Annotated in this window: 16 protein-coding genes; 7 read left to right on the top strand and 9 right to left on the bottom strand. The window is 73.0% G+C overall.

The window, feature by feature from the left end; genetic code table 11:
- Nucleotides 1-6: 6 nt before the first annotated feature.
- Genes AB0B40_RS17895 through AB0B40_RS17880 form a run of 4 tightly spaced genes read right to left on the bottom strand, consistent with a single transcriptional unit; the run spans nt 7 to nt 4,409 of the window.
- Entirely contained in the window at nt 7-792 is a 786-nt protein-coding gene (locus AB0B40_RS17895; RefSeq protein ID WP_345054906.1) for a CDP-alcohol phosphatidyltransferase family protein, read from the bottom strand.
- Nucleotides 770-1,831 (bottom strand): iron-containing alcohol dehydrogenase family protein, encoded by a 1,062-nt coding sequence (locus tag AB0B40_RS17890; RefSeq protein WP_362264417.1) that lies wholly within the window; start codon nt 1,829-1,831, stop codon nt 770-772. Before AB0B40_RS17890 ends, AB0B40_RS17895 begins: the two co-directional genes overlap by 23 nt.
- Nucleotides 1,819-2,571, bottom strand: coding sequence for a phosphocholine cytidylyltransferase family protein (locus AB0B40_RS17885; protein ID WP_345054912.1), 753 nt, complete (start codon nt 2,569-2,571; stop codon nt 1,819-1,821). Before AB0B40_RS17885 ends, AB0B40_RS17890 begins: the two co-directional genes overlap by 13 nt.
- Nucleotides 2,568-4,409, bottom strand: coding sequence for a DUF5941 domain-containing protein (locus AB0B40_RS17880; RefSeq protein WP_362264415.1), 1,842 nt, complete (start codon nt 4,407-4,409; stop codon nt 2,568-2,570). Before AB0B40_RS17880 ends, AB0B40_RS17885 begins: the two co-directional genes overlap by 4 nt.
- Nucleotides 4,410-4,673: 264 nt before the next feature.
- On the opposite strand from AB0B40_RS17880, the gene galE reads away from it, so the two are divergent.
- The 3 genes from galE (at nt 4,674) to idi (ending at nt 7,529) form a co-directional block, all read left to right on the top strand.
- Entirely contained in the window at nt 4,674-5,645 is a 972-nt protein-coding gene (gene galE / locus AB0B40_RS17875) for a UDP-glucose 4-epimerase GalE (protein WP_345054917.1), read from the top strand.
- A 175-nt stretch (nt 5,646-5,820) separates the two neighbouring features.
- On the top strand, nt 5,821-6,762 hold the full coding sequence (locus AB0B40_RS17870) for a cation diffusion facilitator family transporter (protein ID WP_345054919.1): 942 nt from the start codon (nt 5,821-5,823) through the stop codon (nt 6,760-6,762).
- 173 nt (nt 6,763-6,935) lie between these two features.
- Nucleotides 6,936-7,529 (top strand): isopentenyl-diphosphate Delta-isomerase, encoded by a 594-nt coding sequence (gene idi / locus AB0B40_RS17865; protein ID WP_362264413.1) that lies wholly within the window; start codon nt 6,936-6,938, stop codon nt 7,527-7,529.
- Between the two features lie 12 nt (nt 7,530-7,541).
- Here the strand turns inward: idi and AB0B40_RS17860 are convergent, their stop codons facing one another.
- Complete coding sequence (locus AB0B40_RS17860; protein WP_345054974.1) at nt 7,542-8,036, bottom strand: ATP-binding protein; 495 nt, start codon at nt 8,034-8,036, stop codon at nt 7,542-7,544.
- A gap of 238 nt (nt 8,037-8,274) precedes the next feature.
- On the opposite strand from AB0B40_RS17860, the gene AB0B40_RS17855 reads away from it, so the two are divergent.
- On the top strand, nt 8,275-9,030 hold the full coding sequence (locus tag AB0B40_RS17855) for an enoyl-CoA hydratase/isomerase family protein (RefSeq protein ID WP_345054924.1): 756 nt from the start codon (nt 8,275-8,277) through the stop codon (nt 9,028-9,030).
- On the opposite strand, the gene AB0B40_RS17850 is transcribed toward AB0B40_RS17855, so the two are convergent.
- Complete coding sequence (locus AB0B40_RS17850) at nt 9,017-9,652, bottom strand: DJ-1/PfpI family protein (RefSeq protein WP_345054926.1); 636 nt, start codon at nt 9,650-9,652, stop codon at nt 9,017-9,019. The genes AB0B40_RS17855 and AB0B40_RS17850 overlap by 14 nt on opposite strands.
- Before the next feature lie 10 nt (nt 9,653-9,662).
- On the bottom strand, nt 9,663-10,622 hold the full coding sequence (locus tag AB0B40_RS17845; RefSeq protein ID WP_345054927.1) for a GlxA family transcriptional regulator: 960 nt from the start codon (nt 10,620-10,622) through the stop codon (nt 9,663-9,665).
- A 248-nt stretch (nt 10,623-10,870) separates the two neighbouring features.
- Here AB0B40_RS17845 and AB0B40_RS17840 point away from each other — a divergent pair, with 248 nt between their 5' ends.
- Complete coding sequence (locus AB0B40_RS17840; protein ID WP_362264410.1) at nt 10,871-13,321, top strand: Tex family protein; 2,451 nt, start codon at nt 10,871-10,873, stop codon at nt 13,319-13,321.
- An 86-nt stretch (nt 13,322-13,407) separates the two neighbouring features.
- On the opposite strand, the gene AB0B40_RS17835 is transcribed toward AB0B40_RS17840, so the two are convergent.
- Nucleotides 13,408-15,048 carry an ABC-F family ATP-binding cassette domain-containing protein gene (locus tag AB0B40_RS17835; RefSeq protein ID WP_362264408.1) on the bottom strand — a complete coding sequence of 547 codons (1,641 nt, stop codon included), beginning with the start codon at nt 15,046-15,048 and terminating at the stop codon, nt 13,408-13,410.
- A 109-nt stretch (nt 15,049-15,157) separates the two neighbouring features.
- Between AB0B40_RS17835 and AB0B40_RS17830 the strand changes: the two genes are divergently transcribed.
- Entirely contained in the window at nt 15,158-16,096 is a 939-nt protein-coding gene (locus AB0B40_RS17830) for an FAD-dependent oxidoreductase (RefSeq protein WP_362264406.1), read from the top strand.
- An 89-nt stretch (nt 16,097-16,185) separates the two neighbouring features.
- Here the strand turns inward: AB0B40_RS17830 and AB0B40_RS17825 are convergent, their stop codons facing one another.
- The gene (locus AB0B40_RS17825; protein WP_362264404.1) at nt 16,186-18,135 is read right to left on the bottom strand and encodes a Xaa-Pro dipeptidyl-peptidase; all 1,950 of its coding nucleotides are present in this window, start codon (nt 18,133-18,135) and stop codon (nt 16,186-16,188) included.
- A gap of 178 nt (nt 18,136-18,313) precedes the next feature.
- On the opposite strand from AB0B40_RS17825, the gene AB0B40_RS17820 reads away from it, so the two are divergent.
- Nucleotides 18,314-19,801: a M1 family metallopeptidase gene (locus AB0B40_RS17820; RefSeq protein ID WP_345054935.1), complete on the top strand. Its 1,488-nt coding sequence runs from the start codon at nt 18,314-18,316 to the stop codon at nt 19,799-19,801.
- Nucleotides 19,802-19,889: the final 88 nt, after the last annotated feature.

The following is a 19,889-nucleotide window of genomic DNA, read 5'->3' as shown; positions in this document are numbered from 1 at the left end:
CCGCACTCACCGCAGCCTGCTGGAGGCGAGGATGGACACCAGGTGCAGCAGCGTCTGGAGCACGGCGATGCCCGCGAGGACGGCCGTACCGAGGCGCGTGAAGAACAGGTCGCCGCGGACCTGGTCCACGATCGCGAGGACCAGGATGAGCAGCGAGGCCTCGATGCCGAGGATCAGCCGATGGAACTTCAGCGCCGCGGCGGCCCGGCGGGCCAGCGCCATCTTGGCGGAGCGCGGCTCGGCGACGCCGGCGGCGTCCTTCACCGGCGGCATCCCGGCCTGGTGGCGGGCGACGCCGACCAGGTCGGTCTCGGCCTTGATGAGGATGGCGCCGAGCGCGGCGAGGGTGCCGAGGAACGCCCAGAGCCAGTCGATACGGCCGCTGCCCCACAGGTCGGCGGCGCGCAGCCCGAGGCCGACCAGCACGGCGGCGTCGGTGAGGTAGGCGCCGACGCGGTCCAGGTAGACCCCGCTGAGCGAGTACTGCTTCTTCCAGCGGGCTATCTCGCCGTCGACGCAGTCCAGCAGCAGGTACAGCTGGGTGGCGACGACGCCGAGGACGGCGCCCGCGATCCCCGGCACCAGCAGGGCCGGGGCCGCGAGCACGCCGCAGACGGTCATCAGGTACGTGAGCTGGTTGGGCGTGACCCTGGTGTTCACCAGGTAGCGGTCGACGCGCAGGGACACCTCGCGCATGTAGAGGCGTCCCGCCCAGTGCTCACCGCTGCGCCGGTCCTTCACCCCCGCGGGGTGGACGACCGGACGGAGTTCAGCTACCGATGGCCTTGACATAGTCGGCGTAGGTGTCCTTGATCTGGTTCGTCTTGAGGTCGAGGTGTTCGAGGATCGTGTAGCGGCCGGGCCGGGTCTGCGGAGCGAACTCCACCGCGCGGACGAACTCGTCCACCGTGAAGCCGATCTCCTCCGGCAGCACCGGGAGTCCGTGCCGGCGCAGCACCTCGGCCATGTACGCCGACTCCTCGTGGGCGCCGCGCAGGTACATCGCGAAGGCGGCGCCGAGGCCGCACTGCTCGCCGTGGGCGGCGGCCCGCTTGGGGTAGAGCAGGTCGAAGGCGTGGTTGATCTCGTGGCAGGCGCCGGAGGAGGGGCGGGAGTCGCCCGACACGGACATGGCGATACCGGTCAGGACCAGCGCCTCGGCCAGCACCTGGAGGAAGCCGTCGTCGCCGACTCCGCCCGGGTGCCGGAGCACCGCCTCGCCCGCCTGCCGGGCCATGGCGGCGGCCAGGCCGTCGATCTTCTCGCCGTTGACCCGGTTGGCCAGCTCCCAGTCCGCGACCGCGGAGATGTTGGAGATGGCGTCGCCGATGCCGGAGCGCACGAACCGGACGGGGGCCTCACGGATCACGTTCAGGTCGATGACCACCGCGATCGGGTTCGGCACGCCGTACGAGCCGCGGCCCGCGTCGTTGTCGAGGGTGGCGACCGGCGAGCACAGGCCGTCGTGCGCGAGGTTGGTGGCGACGGCGACCAGCGGCAGGCCGACCCGGGCCGCCGCGAACTTGGCGCAGTCGATGATCTTCCCGCCGCCGAGGCCGACGACCGCGTCGTAGTGGCCGCCCCTCATGTCGCTCGCCAGCCGGACCGCGTCGTCGATGGTGCCGCCGTCCACCTCGAACCAGGTGGCGCCGGGCAGCGAGGGAGCGATCCGCTCGCGCAGCCGGGCGCCCGAGCCGCCGCTGACGGCGACGGCGAGCTTGCCCGACTGCGAGATGCGCTCGTCGGCCAGCACGCACGCCAGGTCGTCCAGGGCGCCCGGGCGGATGTCCACGACGACCGGCGAGGGGATCAGCCGGGTCAGTACTGGCACGCGATCTCCCGTCCGCGGGCGAGGTCGTCGTGGTTGTCGATCTCGACCCACTTGACGTCGCCGATCGGCGCCACGTCGATCCGGAAGCCCCGGTTGACCAGTTCCTGGTAGCCGTGCTCGTAGAACTGCTGCGGGTCGGTCTCCCAGACCGTCTTCAGCGCGTCGGCCAGCTCCGGCGCGGCGTCGCCCTCGATCAGGGTGACGCCGATGTACTCGCCGGTGGCCTCGGCCGGGTCCATCAGCTTGGTGATCTTCGTCATGCCCCGCTCGGGGTCGACGACGACCTTCATCTCCTCGTCGGCGAGGTCCTTCACCGTGTCCAGCGCGAGGATGATCCGCTTGCCCTCGCCGCGCGCGGCGAGCAGCGTCTTCTCGACGGAGACCGGGTGGACGGTGTCGCCGTTGGCGAGGATCACGCCGTCCTTGAGTGCGTCACGGCCGCACCACAGGGAGTAGGCGTTGTTCCACTCCTCGGCCTTGTCGTTGTCGATCAGGGTGAGCTTGATGCCGTACTTGCGCTCCAGGGCCGCCTTGCGCTCGTAGACGGCCTCCTTGCGGTAACCGACGATCACCGCGACCTCGGTCAGCCCGATCTCGGCGAAGTTGCCGAGCGTGAGGTCGAGGACCGTGATGGAGTCCTCTATGCCCGCGGGCCCCACCGGCACCAGCGCCTTGGGCAGGGTGTCGGTGTAGGGGCGCAGACGCCGTCCGGCGCCGGCCGCCAGCACGAGGCCGATCATGCGGGTTCTCCTTCGTCGTGTACGGCGGGCGCCCCAGCGGACACCCAGAAGCGGATGCTCTCGACGAGCACCAGCAGGGCCACGGACACGGCGAGGACCGTGAGCGCGACCGTGAACTGCGAGGCGGTGAGCACCGCGGCCAGGACGGTGACGAGCAGCGTCCGCCCCTCGTGCCCCCCGATGGCGCGCACCAGCCAGGCCGGGGGCGCCCCGGCGTCACCGCGGATGCGGTACACCGTGTCGTAGTGATGGTAGGCGACGGCGGCCACCAGGCCGAAAGCCGCGGGGAGGGCACCGTTCACCCCGGCTTTTCCCGCGAGGGCGAGCACGGTGCCGTACTCGGCGGCCCGGAAGAAGGGCGGGACCAGCCAGTCGAGGGCGCCCTTGAGGGGGCGGGCGACGGCGAGGGCCGAGGTGAGGACGTAGACGGCGGCCCCGGCGACCGGGAGTGCCCCGCCGAAGCCGGTCAGCGCCGAGCAGGCGACCACCGCGGCGCCGCCGAGCAGGGCGACGACGGGCACGGCGAGACCGGGCAGGCCGCGCCCGGCCACGCGCCCCACCGCCTGCGCGAGCGGCCCCGAGTCGGCGAGGTCGGCCAGTGCCTGCGCGGCCCGGTCGGTGCGCCGGGCCTTGCGGGTCACCGAGCGCAGCACGCGGCCCGCCGTGGTGTAGGCCGCCGCGAAGGCGCAGCCGGCGAGCAGGACGTAGAAGGTGATCCGCGGGGTCGTGGCCGCGGTGAGGACCGCGATCATCGCCCAGCGCTCGCCGATCGGCAGCACGATCATGCGGCGCAGCCAGACTGTCCAGCCGACGCTGTCGAGCCTGTCGGAGAGGGCGGCGGTGGGGCTGGTGTTGGCGGTGGCGTCGTGGTTGGCCTCGTTGAAGGAGAAGTCGACCACGTGCCGGCAGGTCTGCAGGACCATCGCGCCGAGGGCGAGGGCCCACACGTCGTCACCGCCGCGGGCCGCGCCGAGGGCGAGGCCGGCGTAGTAGGCGTACTCCTTGGCCCGGTCGAAGGTGGCGTCGAGCCAGGCGCCGAGGGTGGAGTACTTCAGCGCGTAGCGGGCGAGCTGGCCGTCGGTGCAGTCCAGCACGAAGGAGGCGATCAGCAGCACGCCGGCCGCGACGAAGCCGCCGCGGGTGCCGGTCGCCGCGCAGCCGGCCGCGATGAGCGCGGTGAGCAGCGAGGCCGTGGTGACCTGGTTCGGGGTCAGACCGCGACGGGCGCACCAGCGGGCGAGGTAGCGCGAGTAGGGGCTGATGAAGAAGGTGGTGAAGAAGCCGTCCCGGGACTTCACGGCCGACTTCAGGCGTACGGCCTCGTCGTCGACGGCGGCGACGGCCTGCCGGGCCTCGTTGCGGGCCTGCGGGTCGGCCGGCACGGCGGCGACCAGGCTGCCCAGCTCGGGCCGGTGCACCGCGGCACCGTCGGCGTCGAGGGCGGTCGCGACGCGGTCGGCGAGGCTGTCCACGGCGAGCGCGGGGGCGCCGCCCGCCGCGAGCGGGGCCTGGCCCTCGGTGGGCTGGGCGTCGTACGCCGGGGTCTCCCGGGCCAAGACCCGGGTGAGCTGCTGCCGGGCGGCCGGCTGGGCGGTGACGGCGCCCGGGACGGCGGCGAGCGGGAAGCGCGGGTCGGTCAGGCCGAGGCGCAGCGCGTGCGTGTGGCCGACGAAGCGGGCGTCGACCAGGGCCACGCGCCGGTCGGCCGGCACGGCCGCCAGCTGGGCCTGCGTCCCGGCGGCGTCGGCGGCCACGCGCACGTCGAAGCCGAGGGACCGCAGATCGCCCTCCAGTGACGATCCGGGGACCGGCTGACCGGTGACGATGGCGGTCGGCAACCGAACTCACTCCCTGGGTGCCGGCGCGCGGGCGCCGGTCTTCTGCGTGGTGGGGCGCCCCTGCCTGCGGCACCCGGGCGGCATGTCGGCAGAGGCTATCCGATGCGCCGGAGTCCGTGTTCACCGGCCGTTCACGGCCCGGCCCTCAGGGGCTACCCGGCCTTTGCCGCGATCATCATCGGTGATCCGGGGCCCGGCCCACAAACCCATGGGGCAGACCCGGGCAACCGGGACACGGGGCGGCCCGGCATAGGCTGGGCGACCATGACGTGGCTGATCACCGGCGGAGCCGGATACATCGGGGCGCATGTGGCACGGGCCATGGCAGGCGCCGGGGAGAGCGTCGTGGCGCTGGACGACCTGTCGGCCGCCGTGCCCGAACGGCTGCCGGCGGAGGTTCCGCTCGTGCGCGGCTCGACGCTGGACGGGCCGCTGCTGAAGCGGGTCCTCGCGGAGTACGGCGTGACGGGCGTCGTCCATCTCGCGGCGCGCAAGCAAGTCGCCGAGTCGGTGGCCCGGCCCACCCGCTACTACCGGGAGAACGTGGGCGGTCTGGCCACACTGCTGGACGCGGTCGCGGAGGCCGGGGTCGGCCGGCTGCTGTTCTCCTCGTCGGCGGCGGTGTACGGCAACCCGGACGTGGACCTGATCACCGAGGACACCCCGTGCGCCCCGGTGAACCCGTACGGCGAGACCAAGCTGGCCGGGGAGTGGCTGGTCCGGGCGGCCGGGCGGGCCCACGGAATCTCCACGGTCTGTCTGCGCTATTTCAACGTGGCGGGCGCGGCGGCCCCGGAGCTGGCGGACACCGGCGTGTCCAACATCGTGCCCATGGTCTTCGACCGGCTGACCCGCGGCGAGGCGCCGCGGATCTTCGGCGACGACTACCCGACACCGGACGGCACCTGCGTACGGGACTACATCCACGTCGCCGACCTCGCGGAGGCCCACCTGGCGGCGGCGCGCCGGCTGGCCGCCGGGGACCTCACCGGCGATCTGACGCTGAACATCGGCCGGGGCGAGGGGGTCTCGGTGCGCGAGCTGATCACCGTCATCGGCGAGGTCACCGGTGACCGCCGGGCGCCGCTGGTGGAGGACCGCCGCCCGGGCGACGCGCCGCGCGCGGTGGCCTCGGCCGAGCGGGCCGCCGAGACCCTGGACTGGCGGGCGCGCCGCGGGGTACGGGAGATGATCGAGTCGGCGTGGACGGGCTGGCGACTCCGCCACGGCGGCTGAGCCCCGCCCCCGGTCCCAGCCCGCGCCGTACGCCCGGTGAGCCCGTGCCGCTCTGACCTGCGGAACGTTTCCGCAGGTCAGAGGATATGACAACGGTGTTCAGTGCCGCGTTGCCAGATACCCCCCACCCGTAGTTCACTGGGCGTCCGGGCAGGCACACGGAAGGCGGCGGGTCATGGGCGCAGGGCACGACCACGGGCACGCGCACTCCCACGCGCCGGCTCCGGGTACGGCCACGGCCGCGTACCGGGGCCGACTGCGCATCGCGCTGGGCATCACCCTGTCGATCATGGTGGTCGAGATCATCGGCGGCCTGTTCGCGGACTCGCTCGCGCTGATCGCGGACGCGGCGCACATGGCGACCGACGCGGTGGGCCTCGGCATGTCACTGCTGGCGATCCACTTCGCCGCCCGCCCGCCGAGCACCAACCGCACCTTCGGCTACGCCCGCGCGGAGATCCTCGCGGCCCTGGCCAACTGTCTGCTGCTGCTCGGGGTCGGCGGATACGTCCTGTACGAGGCGGTGCAGCGGTTCGTCGAGCCCGCCGGGACGCGGGGCGGCCTGATGATCGTGTTCGGCCTGGTCGGCCTGGTCGCGAACTCCGTCTCCCTGGTCCTGCTGATGCGGGGGCAGAAGGAGAGCCTGAACGTGCGCGGCGCCTTCCTGGAGGTGGCCGCGGACGCGCTGGGCTCGGTGGCGGTGCTGATCTCGGCGGCGGTGATCCTGACCACCGGGTGGCAGGCCGCCGACCCGGTCGCCTCGCTGGTCATCGGGCTGATGATCGTGCCGCGGACGGTGAAGCTGCTGCGGGAGACGCTGGACGTGCTGCTGGAGGCGGCCCCCAAGGGGGTCGACATGGCGGAGGTCCGGGCGCACATCCTGGAGCTGGACGGCGTGGAGGACGTCCACGATCTGCACGCCTGGACGATCACCTCGGGCCTGCCGGTGCTGTCCGTGCACGTGGTGGTCAGCTCCGAGGTGCTGAACGCCATCGGGCACGAGAAGATGCTGCACGAGCTGCAGGGCTGCCTGGGCCACCACTTCGACGTCGAGCACTGCACCTTCCAGTTGGAGCCGGGCGGGCACGCGGAGCACGAGGCACGGCTGTGCCACTGACCGTACGGACTCCCGTTCGGCGCACCCCCGGACGGTTCCCGGCCGCGGACGCCGGGCACGATGATCTACCGGACCCGGCTCCCGGTGCCGCGCCGCGCTGACAGGCCGACGTGCCGGGAGTGCCGGATTCGTACGGCAGACTTGGGGTGCTAGGACCGAAGCGAAGGATGGGTATGCCGATCACACCTGCCACCGCGACGCACAGCTCGTCGAACGGCACCGCAGAGGCGATTTTGCTGGAACTGGTCGACGAGAAGGGCGTGACGATCGGCACCGCGGAGAAGCTCGCCGCGCATCAGCCGCCGGGGCAGTTGCACCGGGCGTTCTCGGTGTTCCTCTTCGACGAGCAGGGCCGGCTGCTGCTCCAGCAGCGGGCGCTCAGCAAATACCACTCCCCCGGCGTGTGGTCCAACACCTGTTGCGGTCACCCCTACCCGGGCGAGGCGCCGTTCGCGGCGGCGGCCCGGCGCACGTACGAGGAGCTGGGCGGGTCGCCGTCGCTGCTCGCGGAGGCCGGAACGGTCCGTTACAACCACCCGGACCCCGCCTCGGGCCTGGTGGAGCAGGAGTTCAACCACCTGTTCGTCGGCCTGGTGCAGGCGCCGCTCGCGCCGGACCCGGAGGAGGTCGCCTCGACCGCCTTCGTGACGGCGGCCGAGCTGGCCGCGCGCCACGCCGAGCAGCCGTTCTCGGCCTGGTTCATGACCGTGCTGGACGCGGCCCGCCCGGCGATCAGGGAGCTGACGGGCCCGTCCGCGGGCTGGTGACCCCGCCGGTCCCTACGGGAGCGCCGCGGGCTTGAGCGGCAGAGCGGCCCAGATGACCTTGCCGCCACTCGCGGTGTGCTCCACGTCGACCACCCCGCCCGCCTCCCGGGCCACCTCGCGGACCAGGAGCAGCCCCCGGCCGCCGGTCTGTCCGTGGTCGGCCTCCAGGGCGGTCGGCCGATAGGGGTGGTTGTCCTCCACGGACACCCGCACCCACTCGGCTCCCACGGCCACCTCCACGGCCAGCACCGGCGACAGCAGCGCCGCGTGCCGGACCGCGTTGGTGACCAGCTCGGAGACGATCAGCAGCAGCCCGTGCACCAGGTCGTCGGAGACCGGCACGCCCTGGCGCAGCAGCAGGTCCCGTACCGCGTGCCGGGCCTGCGGGACCGAGGCGTCCACCGCCGCTGCGGTGAACCGCCAGACACCTTCGTAGGGCAGTGGATCCGGTGGGCGTTCGCCGCCTCCCGCGGGGCGCGGGCCGTCCCCGCGCCCGTGGTTGTCCATCGTCCGGTCGCCACCCTCGCGCTCGATTGTCACCACACGTCGAGTGTTGGTAACGACGCGCTCCGGCCCGGCTGCCTGAACACAAGTCAGCGGGTATCGAACGCTTTCTGACCGACTGCGTATGAGCGGGTCCCGGGTGGGACTGTTTTCCTGCTCCTCGGACGCCGGTTCCCGAACTAGTCGGGTTGTACGGGTTCCGTCTGCCGCCGGCGGATCGCCCTCCGATACGATCCGCCGCATGGAGCCCCAGCTGTCCCACCAGGTCGCCGACTCAGTGGCCACCGTGGTGATCCGTCATGCCGCCAAGCGCAACGCCATGACGACGGCGATGTGGCGTGCTCTCCCCCCGCTGCTGGACGGGCTGGCCCGCGATCCCGGCGTACGGGCCCTGGTGCTGACCGGTGAGGGCGGCACCTTCTGCGCGGGCGCCGACATCTCCACGCTGAAGGGCTCGCCGGAGGAGGCGCAGTCCCTCTCGGCCGCGGCCGAGGAGGCCCTGGCCGCGTTCCCCAAGCCGACCCTGGCCGCGGTGCGCGGGCACTGCGTGGGCGGCGGGGCGCAGCTCGCGGTGGCCTGTGATCTGCGGCTGGCCGAGGAGGGGGCGCTGTTCGGGGTGACGCCGGCGAAGCTCGGCGTCGTCTACCTGGCCTCCTCCACCCGTCGGCTGGTGTCGCTGGTCGGTCCGGCGACGGCCAAGTACCTGCTGTTCACGGGCGAGTTGATCGACGCCGGGCGGGCGCTGCGCACCGGTCTGGTGGACGAGGTGCTGCCCGAGGGGGAACTGGACAAGCGGGTCGCGGACCTGACCCGGGTCCTGGTGTCCCGCTCGCAGCTCACCCAGGCCGCCGCCAAGGAGTTCGCCGACGGCCGCACCGGCCGGGAGGCCCACTGGACCGCGCAGGCACGCGGCAGCGGCGACACCGCGGAGGGAGTCGCCGCGTTCCTGGAGCGCCGGCAGCCGCGCTTCACCTGGAGCGTTTCTACGTCAGGCTGAAACGCCGTCCCGCGCGCAGTTCCTCGACCAGGTGCGCGGGCGCCTTGTGCGGGGAACCGGCGTCGTAGGGCGGCTGGGGATCGTACTCGGTCAAGAGCTGGACGGCCTGGGCGTGTTCGTCGCCCGCGATCCGGCCGGCCAGGGTGAGCGCCATGTCGATGCCGGCGGAGACCCCGGCGGCGGTGACGTACTTGCCGTCGGTCACGACCCGCTCCCCCGTCGGCTCGGCACCGAACGTCCCCAGCAGGTCCAGGGCGGTGAAGTGGCTGGTCGCGCGGCGGCCGCGCAGCAGTCCGGCGGCAGCCAGCAGCAGCGAGCCGGAGCAGACCGACGTCGTCCAGGTGCTCGTCGCGTCGGCCGCGCGCAGCCACTCCAGCAGAGCCGGGTTCTCCATCTGGGCCATGGTGCCGGGCCCGCCGGAGACCACCACGAGGTCGGGGCCGGGCACCTCGTCCAGGGCCCTGTCGGCGGTGACGGCGAGGAAACCGGTGTCCGTGCGTACGGGGCCGGGCCGCTCGGCGACGAAGGCGAGTCGCGCGTCCGGCAGCCGGCTGAGGATCTCGTAGGGTCCCACGACGTCCAGGGCGGTGAAGCGGTCGTAGACGACCAGGGCGATCTGCATCGGCTTCCTTTCAGTGGGCGGGTGCCGGCCTGAACCGGCGCCGGTATTCGGCCGGAGCCGTGCCGAGCGCCTTGACGAAGGCGCGGCGCATGGCCTCCGGGGTGCCGTAGCCGCTGGCGCGGGCGACCTCCTCGATGCCGTCGGGGGTGTCCTCCAGCTGACGGCGGGCGTGTTCCAGGCGGACCCGGTCGACATAGCGGCCGGGGGTCATGCCGGTCTCCTCCCGGAAGGCGCGGGCGAAGTGCCGCGGTGACAGCCGGGCCCTGGCGGCGAGCGACTCGACCGTGAGGTCGCCGGCCGGGTGCTCGGTGATCCAGCTCTGGACCTCGCGCAGCGGTGCCCGCTGCGCGGTCTGGGCGGCGAGCTGGGCGCTGAACTGCGCCTGGTTGCCGGGCCGGCGCAGGAAGACCACCAGATGCCGGGCGACCGTCAGGGCGACGTCCCGGTCCAGGTCCTCCTCGACCAGGGCGAGGGCCAGATCGATGCCGGAGGTCACTCCGGCCGAGGTGGCGACGTGCCCGTCCCGGACGTAGATGGGCTCCGGGTCCACCAGGACGGCCGGGTGGTCGCGGGCGAGTGTGCCGCAGTACGCCCAGTGCGTCGTCACCCGGCGGCCGTCGAGGAGTCCGGCGGCGGCGAGCAGGACGGCGCCCGTGCAGACGGAGACCAGGCGTGGGGCGCGCGGGCCGTGGGTGCGCAGCCACTCGGTCAGCCTCGGGTCGGGGACGCGGGTGCCCTCGCCGCCGGGGACCAGCAGGGTGTGCGGGTCGGCTGCCGCGTCGAGCGCCTCGTCCGGTACGAGGGTCAGGCCGCAGGAGGTGCGCACCGGGCCGCCGTCCAGGGAGGCCGTACGGACCCGGTAGGTGCCCGGCGTGTGCTTCTCGGCGCCGGCGAACACCTCCAGCGGGCCGGTGACGTCGAGGCTCTGGACACCGTCGAAGAGGACGAAGAGGAGGGTTCGCTGCGCCATCCCCCGATTCTTCGCGGCCCCGACCGTGGCCGCAATGACGTCCTTCCCACCTTTTCTGCCATGCGGTCTCACCGGGCGGGCCGGGGCCTGCGACAGCACGGAACCACGGCCAGGTCTCCGGTCACCGTCAACCGTCGTCACCGCCCGGCACCCGGCCCGGCGCCCCGCCAGGTGCGCCCTGATCCCCGGATGTCCGTGTCACCTGCCACAATTGCCGCGCAACCCAGTGGAGAAGGCGGTACGGCATCGTGACGACACCCGGGTCCCTCGCAGCAGGGTCCATCGAAGGCAGGATCGCCGAGGAGCTCGGCGTCCGGGAGCGGCAGGTGAAGGCCGCGGTGGAGCTGCTCGACAGCGGTTCGACGGTGCCCTTCATCGCTCGCTACCGCAAGGAAGCGACCGAGATGCTCGACGACGCGCAGCTGCGCACGCTCGAGGAGCGGCTGCGGTATCTGCGGGAGCTGGAGGAGCGGCGGACCGCGATCCTGGAGTCGGTGCGGGAGCAGGGCAAGCTCACGGAGGAGCTGGAGGCGCGGATCCGCGGCGCCGAGACCAAAGCGCGGCTGGAGGACGTCTACCTCCCCTACAAGCCCAAGCGGCGTACGAAGGCGCAGATCGCGCGCGAGGCGGGCCTGGAGCCGCTCGCGGAGGGGCTGTTGAGCGACCCGACGGTGGAACCGACGGCGGCGGCCGCCGCGTTCGTGGACGCCGACAAGGGCGTGGCCGACCCGCAGGCGGCGCTGGACGGCGCGCGGGCGATCCTCACCGAGCGGTTCTCCGAGGACGCCGACCTGATCGGCGAGCTGCGCGAGCGCATGTGGGTGCGCGGCCGGCTGACCGCGAAGGTGCGGGAGGGCAAGGAGGAGGCGGGCGCCAAGTTCGCCGACTACTTCGACTTCGCCGAGCCGTTCACCGAGCTGCCCTCGCACCGTGTGCTGGCGATGCTGCGCGGTGAGAAGGAGGAGGTCCTGGACCTCGTCCTGGAGCCGGAGGAGGCCACCGAGGGCCCGTCGTCGTACGAGGGCGTCGTCGCCGCGCGGTTCGGGATCGCCGACCGGGGCCGCCCGGCCGACAAGTGGCTGACGGACACGGTCCGCTGGGCCTGGCGCACCCGCATCCTGGTCCACCTCGGCATCGACCTGCGGCTGCGGCTGCGTACGGCCGCCGAGGACGAGGCGGTGAACGTGTTCGCGGCGAACCTGCGGGACCTGCTGCTCGCCGCCCCGGCCGGCACCCGCTCCACCCTCGGCCTGGACCCCGGTTTCCGTACGGGCGTGAAGGTCGCCGTGGTCGACGCCACCGGCAAGGTCGTCGCCACGGACGTGATCTACCCGCACGTCCCGGCCAACAAGTGGGACGAGGCGCTCGCCAAGCTGGCGCGGCTGGCCGAGGAGCACGCGGTCGAGCTGGTCGCGATCGGCAACGGCACGGCGTCCCGCGAGACCGACAAGCTCGCCGGCGAACTGATCGCCAGGCACCCCGAGCTGAAGCTCACCAAGGTGATGGTGTCCGAGGCGGGCGCGTCGGTGTACTCGGCGTCGCAGTACGCCTCGCGGGAGCTGCCGGACATGGACGTGTCGCTGCGGGGCGCGGTCTCCATCGCACGCCGGCTGCAGGACCCGCTGGCCGAGCTGGTGAAGATCGACCCGAAGTCGATCGGCGTCGGCCAGTACCAGCACGACCTGTCCGAGGTGAAGCTGTCCCGCTCGCTGGACGCGGTCGTCGAGGACTGTGTGAACGGCGTCGGCGTGGACGTCAACACCGCGTCCGTGCCGCTGCTCTCACGGGTGTCCGGCATCTCCTCGGGTCTCGCCGAGAACATCGTGGCGCACCGGGACGCGAACGGGCCGTTCACCTCGCGCTCCGAGCTGAAGAAGGTGGCGCGGCTCGGCCCGAAGGCGTACGAGCAGTGCGCGGGCTTCCTGCAGATCCGCGGCGGCGACCCGCTGGACTCCTCCAGCGTGCACCCCGAGGCGTACCCGGTGGTGCGCCGCATGGTGAAGACCGCGGGCCAGGAGGTGGCGTCCCTCATCGGCAACACGGGCGTGCTGCGCTCCCTGCGGCCGGCCGACTTCGTGGACGACACCTTCGGTCTGCCGACCGTCACCGACATCCTCAGGGAGCTGGAGAAGCCGGGCCGGGACCCGCGGCCCGCCTTCAAGACGGCCACCTTCAAGGAGGGCGTGGAGAAGATCTCCGACCTGTCGGCGGGGATGGTCCTGGAGGGCGTGGTCACCAACGTGGCCGCCTTCGGCGCGTTCGTGGACATCGGTGTCCACCAGGACGGCCTGGTGCACGTCTCGGCGATGTCGAAGACGTTCGTCAAGGACCCGCGGGATGTCGCCAAGCCCGGCGACATCGTCAAGGTGAAGGTCCTGGACGTGGACATCCCGCGCAAGCGCATCGCCCTGACCCTGCGGCTGGACGACGAGGCCGCGGACGCGTCGCAGGGACAGGGCGGCGGCGGCCGTCAGCAGCGCGGCGGCGGTGCCCGTCCGCCCCAGCAGCGGCAGGGCGGCGGCCAGCGGCAGGGCGGGGGCGGCCAGCGGCACGGCGAAGGCGGTCAGCGGCAGGGCGGCGGCCAGCGGCAGGGCCGTGGCGGCGGCGACCGTGGCGGACGGCAGGCCCCGCCGCCGGCCAACAGCGCGATGGCGGACGCACTGCGCCGCGCGGGGCTGCTGGACCCGAAGAAGCGCTGATCACCGCGGTCCGGGCCCGCCGCCACGGCAGTGGGCCCGGAGCCGCCCTGATCCAGCCTGATCCAGCCTGATCCGGGCGAAAGACCCTAGCGCTCCGTCACCTTGCCGCCCGACACCTCCAGGCGCCGGGTCACCCGGACCGCGTCCAGCATGCGCCGGTCGTGGGTGACCAGCAGCAGGGTGCCCTCGTAGGCGTCGAGGGCCGATTCCAGCTGCTCGATGGCCGGCAGGTCCAGGTGGTTCGTCGGCTCGTCCAGGACGAGGAGATTGACACCCCGGCCCTGGAGCAGGCCCAGTGCGGCACGCGTGCGTTCGCCCGGGGACAGGGACTCGGCGGGGCGCAGGACGTGGTCCGACTTCAGGCCGAACTTGGCCAGCAGGGTGCGGACCTCGGCCGGTTCGGTGTCCGGGACGGCCGTGCAGAAGGCGTCGAGCAGGGTCTCGGGGCCGTGGAACAGCCCCCGGGCCTGGTCGACCTCGCCGACCAGGACGCCGGAACCGAGGGCCGCATGACCGCGGTCCAGCGGGATCCGGCCCAGCAGCGCGCCGAGCAGGGTCGACTTCCCGGCGCCGTTGGCCCCCGTCACCGCGATCCGGTCCGCCCAGTCGACCTGCAGCGACACCGGGCCGAAGGAGAAGTCGCCACGGCGGATCTCGGCGTCCCGCAGCGTCGCCACGACCGCGCCCGAACGCGGGGCGGACGCGATCTCCATGCGCAGCTCCCACTCCTTGCGCGGCTCCTCGACGACGTCGAGGCGTTCGATCATGCGCTGGGTCTGCCGGGCCTTGGCGGCCTGCTTCTCGCTGGCCTCGCTGCGGAACTTGCGGCCGAGCTTGTCGTTGTCGCCGCCCGCCTTGCGCCGGGCGTTCTTCACGCCCTTGTCCATCCAGGCCCGCTGCATCTGCGCGCGGTCCTGGAGGGCGCCCTTCCTGTCGGCGTACTCCTCGTACTCCTCGCGGGCGTGCCGGCGGGCCACCTCCCGCTCCTCGAGGTAGGCCGCGTAGCCGCCGCCGTAGAGGTTGATCCGCTGCTGGGCGAGGTCGAGTTCGAGGACCTTGGTGACGGTGCGGGTGAGGAACTCGCGGTCGTGGCTGACGACGACCGTGCCCGCGCGCAGGCCGGTGACGAACCGTTCCAGACGCTCCAGGCCGTCCAGATCCAGGTCGTTGGTGGGCTCGTCCAGGAGGAAGACGTCGTAGCGGGACAGGAGCAGGGAGGCGAGGCCGGCGCGGGCCGCCTGGCCGCCGGAGAGGGAGGTCATCGGCTGGTCCAGGTCCACGGCCAGGCCGAGGGAGTCGGCGACCTCCTCCGCGCGGTCCTCCAGGTCGGCGCCGCCGAGACCCAGCCAGCGCTCCAGGGCGGTCGCGTAGGCGTCGTCGGCGCCGGGCGCGCCGTCCACCAGCGCCTGGGTGGCCTCGTCCATGATCCGCTGTGCCTCGGCGACGCCGGTGCGGCGGGCCAGGAAGTCCCGGACGGTCTCTCCCGGCCGCCGCTCCGGCTCCTGCGGCAGGTGACCGACGGTCGCGGTCGGCGGGGACAGCCGGAGTTCGCCCCGCTCGGGCGGGACGAGTCCGGCGAGCATCCGCAGCAGGGTCGACTTGCCCGCGCCGTTGGCGCCGACCAGCCCGATCACATCGCCGGGCGCGACGACCAGGTCGAGCCCGGAGAACAGGGAGCGGTCGCCGTGCCCGGCGGCGAGGTTCTTGGCAACGAGGGTGGCAGTCATCAGGAAGCGATTTTAATGGCGGCACGCACGCGTCCCGGCCAGGTCCGCCGCCGCATGCCGCAGCCGCCCGGTCTGACGGGACCGGCCGCGCGGGGCCTATCGTCCTGGCATGGACACAGCGCCGGGTGACGAAGTGGTCGTGGTGGGTGGCGGGGTCGCCGGGCTGACGACCGCCGTGGTGCTGGCCGAGTCCGGGCGGCGGGTGCGGGTGTGGGCGCGGGAGACGGCCGAGCGGACGACCTCGGCGGTCGCCGGGGGCCTGTGGTGGCCGTACCGCATCGAGCCCGGGCCGCTGGCCGGGGCCTGGGCGCTGGAGTCCCTCGGTGTGTACCGGGAGCTGGCGGCGCGACCGGCGGAGACGGGTGTACGGCTGGTCGAGGGCGTGCACCAGGGGATCCGGCCGGCGGAGCTGGGCTCCTGGGCGGCCCGGGTGCCGGGGCTGCGGGCGGTCGCCGGGGGGCTGGCGGCGCGGCTGCCGGTGATCGACATGCCGGTGCATCTGGCGTGGCTGCGCCGGCGGCTGGTGCGGGCGGGGGGCACGGTGGAGGTGCGTGAGGTGACCGACCTGACCGCCGTGCCCGCCGCCGTGGTGGTCAACTGCGCCGGGCTGGGGGCCCGTTCGCTGGTGCCGGACCCGGCAGTGCGTCCCGTGCGCGGGCAGCTGGTCGTGGTGGAGAACCCGGGCGTCACCGACTGGTTCACCCGCGTCGACCACTCCTCGGCCGCCTCCACCTACTTCATTCCGCAGCCGGGCCGGCTGCTCCTGGGCGGCACGGCCGAGGAGGACGACTGGTCCCTGGAGCCGGATCCGGATACCGCCGCGGCGATCGTCACCCGGTGCGCGGCCGTCCGGCCGGAGATCGCCGGTGCCCGGGTGCTCGCGCACCGGGTGGGGCTGCGGCCCGCCCGGGAGGCGGTACGGCTGGAGCGTCAGCCCCTCCCGGACGGACGTGCGCTGGTGCACAACTACGGCCACGGCGGCGCCGGCGTCACGGTCGCCTGGGGATGCGCACGGGAGACGGCCGCCCTGGCGTTCCCGGCGGCCTGAGCGACCGGCCGGGAAGGGGGGGGCGGCGTACTCCCCGGGCACCTGGGCGCCCCCACTGCGACCGGCGTCACCTCACCGGCCGCAGTGCGTCAGCCGGCCGGGATGTGCCGGGTGGCGCGGGGTGCGCGGACGCCGTCCAGGACCGCCGGGGCGGGGACCCGGGCCCTGCCGCCCGTGGCCCGGGCGAACTCCGCCGCACCGCCCACCAGCGGTACGTTCGCCGTCGTCCGGGACAGGTCGACGGTGAGCGTCGGCCTGGTGGACGGAGGGTCGATGAGGTCCTTGTCCGTGCCGGCGACGATCAGCGCCAGGCGGTGCCCCGCCGGTACGACGTGGTCGGTGGCCGCGAGGCGGAGCGTCATGGAGTAGGGCCTGCCCGGCGTGAGCGGGACCCCCCTGGTCGCCGAGGCGTGGTGGCCGAGGTCGGCCCAGCCGCGGCTGACCACGGTGTAGTCGACGGCGGCGGTCTTCGCCCTGGTCTCCTTGAAGCAGGCGCTGTCCCCGGCCGTGCTCTCGCCCCAGCAGGTGCGGCCGGGGAGGGTGCTGATGCCCTCGCCGGCGGCGGCGTAGTCACGGATGGTGTCGGGGCCGACGTCGACCAGCACGGCGGACAGGTGGGCGGAGGCGGTGGTCGGGGTCGCGGTGACCGTCACCTGTGCGGAGCCGGCCAGGCGCAGGTCGCGGGTGAGGGGCGCGGTGAGGAAGCCCGCCTTCTCGGGGGTGGAGGCGGTGAGGTGCGCGGCCCAGTCGGTCTCGCCCAGCCCCGGGTCGTCCGTGAAGGTCTCGGTGCCGGCGGCGCGGCGCAGGCCGAGGGTGCCGACGCCGGCCTGGCCGCCGGCGGCCGGGTGCAGGACGGCGGTGCGGGTGCCGCGCGGGGGCCAGGTGGTGGAGGTGGCCCACTGGTCGGGGTGGCGTTCGATGTCGGCCATCGGCTCGCGGTCGACGCCGTTGTCGTAGCCGAGGAGTTCATGGTCGAACCAGCGGTGCAGGGTGTCGACCCAGGCACCGCGCCGGTAGTCGAAGGGGTCCACGTGACCGGTCTGCGACAGCCAGATCTTGCGCTCGACGCCGTGCCGGGCCAGGGCGTCCCACCACTGGCCGAGGTGCTTGGTGCGGACGTTGAGGTCCTGCATGCCGTGCACCAGGAACACGCTGGCGCGTACCTTGGCCGCGTCCTTGACGTAGTCCCGTTCGGTCCACAGCGGGGTCCGGTCGCCGCTGCGCGGGCTGCCGTCGGCCAGCCTGCGCTGCACGGCCGCGCAGTGGGCCCGCGCGCCGCCGCTCTCGACCAGGTCGGCCAGCTCGTCCGGGCCGCCGTCGTAGAGCGGGGCGCCCTGGGCGAAGTAGTAGTCGTACCAGGAGGAGATGGCGCTGATCGGGACGATCGTCCTCAGGCCCTTGACACCCGTGGCGGCGACGCCGTTGGCGATGGTGCCGTCCCAGCTCTTGCCGATCATGCCAGTTCGGCCGTTGGTCCATCCGGCCTTCACCGGGGTACCGCCCGAGCGGCTGGTGTACGCCCTGGCGCGGCCGTTCAGCCAGTCGACCACGGCCTTCGCGGAGAGGATGTCGGAACGGCCGCCGACGTCGACGCAGCCGTCGGAGCGGTTGGTGCCGGCGAGGTCGACGCCGACGAAGGCGTAGCCGCGGGGCACGAAGTAGTTGTCGTAGAACAGCGGCATCTGGACGACATGGCCGTGCTCGTCGTACGTCTTGAGCTGGCTCTCGTTGCCGCGCCCGCAGCAGGAGTAGTACGGGCTGGCGTCCATGATGACCGGCACCCTGCGGCCCTGGCGGGCCGGTTCGGCGGGCCGGACGACATCGGCGGCGACGCGGTCGCTCCTGCCGTCACCGTCCTCGTCCAGCCCGGTGTCCACCCACACGGATTCGCGGATGGCCTGGGCGTAGGAGTAGACGGGCCGGCTCTCCCGGGGTGCGGCGGCCCGGGCGGCGGCCGGGGCGAGGAACACCGCCATGAGGGTGACGACGAAGGTGGTCGTCGCCGTTCTCCAGATCGTCGTGCGCGTGCGTTTCGGCATGCGCGGACGGTACTCCGGGCAACTCTCGTGCAGAAGGGGGCTTTCGGGTACTCGTGACGGCTGAATGGCGATCGTGTGACAGGGGGTGCCATGGACAGGCCGGAGGCCACAGGGACTGAATAGGCTCCGAACAGACTTCTGACGAACGGATTTGCAGTCCTGACGACTTGGAGCTGACGTGCACCGCAGAATCATCGCCCCGGGCGCACTGGCGGCGGCCTCCCTCCTGCTGGCGATCCCGGCATCGGCCGCGAGCCACTCCCCCGGCGCACCGGGCATCGGCGACCCCTACTACCCGAACTACGGCAACGGCGGCTACGACGTCTCCCACTACGACCTGAGACTCCAGTACCAGCCGAAGACGGACGAGTTGCAGGGCACGGCGACCATCCTGGCGAAGACCACGCAGGACCTGTCCAGCTTCGACCTGGACTTCCTGCTGGACGTGAGTGAGGTGCGGGTCAACGGCGCCAAGGCCTCCTTCACGGCGTCCGGCCAGCACGAACTGGTCGTCACCCCCAGGACGCCGCTGGCCAAGGGCACGCCGGTCACGGTCGTGGTCCGCTACAGCGGGGTGCCGTCCACGAAGAGCGCCTACGGCTTCTCCACCTGGCACCGCACGCCGGACGGCGCGGTGGCCGCGGACGAGCCCGAGGCGGCCTGGTGGTGGTTCCCGAGCAACGACCACCCGAGCGACAAGGCGACCTACGACGTGTCGGTGGCCGTGCCCGACGGCACCCAGGCCATCTCCAACGGCACCCTCCAGTCGACCGCTTCGAAGCTGGGCTGGACCCGCTACAACTGGCGGCAGGACAAGCCGCAGGCCACCTATCTGGCCACGCTCGCGCTCGGGAAGTTCGACATCACCACCGGCACCTCCGACGGCGGGGTGCCCGTGATCAACGCCTACAGCAAGGACCTCGGCGGCAACGACGGGGCCGCGCGGGCCAGCGTGGAGCGCACCGGAGAGGTCGTGGACTGGCTGAGCGGCTACTTCGGGCCGTATCCGTTCAGCTCGGCGGGCGGCTACGTGCCGAACACCACGACCGGGTACGCGCTGGAGACGCAGACCCGCGTCTACTACAGCCCCAAGCAGTTCGCGAACGGCTCCAACACGTCCGTGGTCGTGCACGAGCTGGCCCACCAGTGGTACGGCGACGACGTGTCGCTGAAGCGCTGGAAGGACATCTGGATCAACGAGGGCTTCGCCCGGTACGCGCAGTGGCTGTGGTCCGAGCACGAGGGCGAGGGCACCGCGCAGGAACTCGCCGACTACGTGTACGCCTCGCACCCGGCCGACGACGCGTTCTGGAAGGTGGCGCCCGGTGACCCGGGCGCGGACAACCAGTTCGACATCGCCGTCTACGACCGCGGCGCCCTCGCCATCCAGGCGCTGCGCAACGCGATCGGCGACGACGCGTTCTTCAGGATCCTGAAGGGCTGGCCGAAGAAGCACGCCTACGGCAACGCCTCGGTGGCCGACTTCCGGAAGTACGCCGAGCAGGTGTCGGGCAAGCCGCTGGCCGCGCTGTTCGACACCTGGCTGTTCCAGCCGTCGAAGCCGGCCGCGCCGTCGGCCCGCGCGCTGGTGCGGTCCGGTACGGCGGTGGCGCAGCCGAGGTCGTGGAAGAAGATCGAGGCGACGAACGACGTGCACGGGCACTGACGCCGCGCGGCGCGTCGGCCGGGGGACCCCCGAGCGCTCGTCGACGAGCGCTCGGGGGTGCCCGGGCGATCCGGGGTGTGCCGCCGGG

It is taken from the genome of Streptomyces sp. NPDC042638, from assembly GCF_040647235.1.
GTDB lineage: Bacteria > Actinomycetota > Actinomycetes > Streptomycetales > Streptomycetaceae > Streptomyces > Streptomyces rameus.
This window is presented reverse-complemented; position numbering and strand designations above follow the sequence as displayed.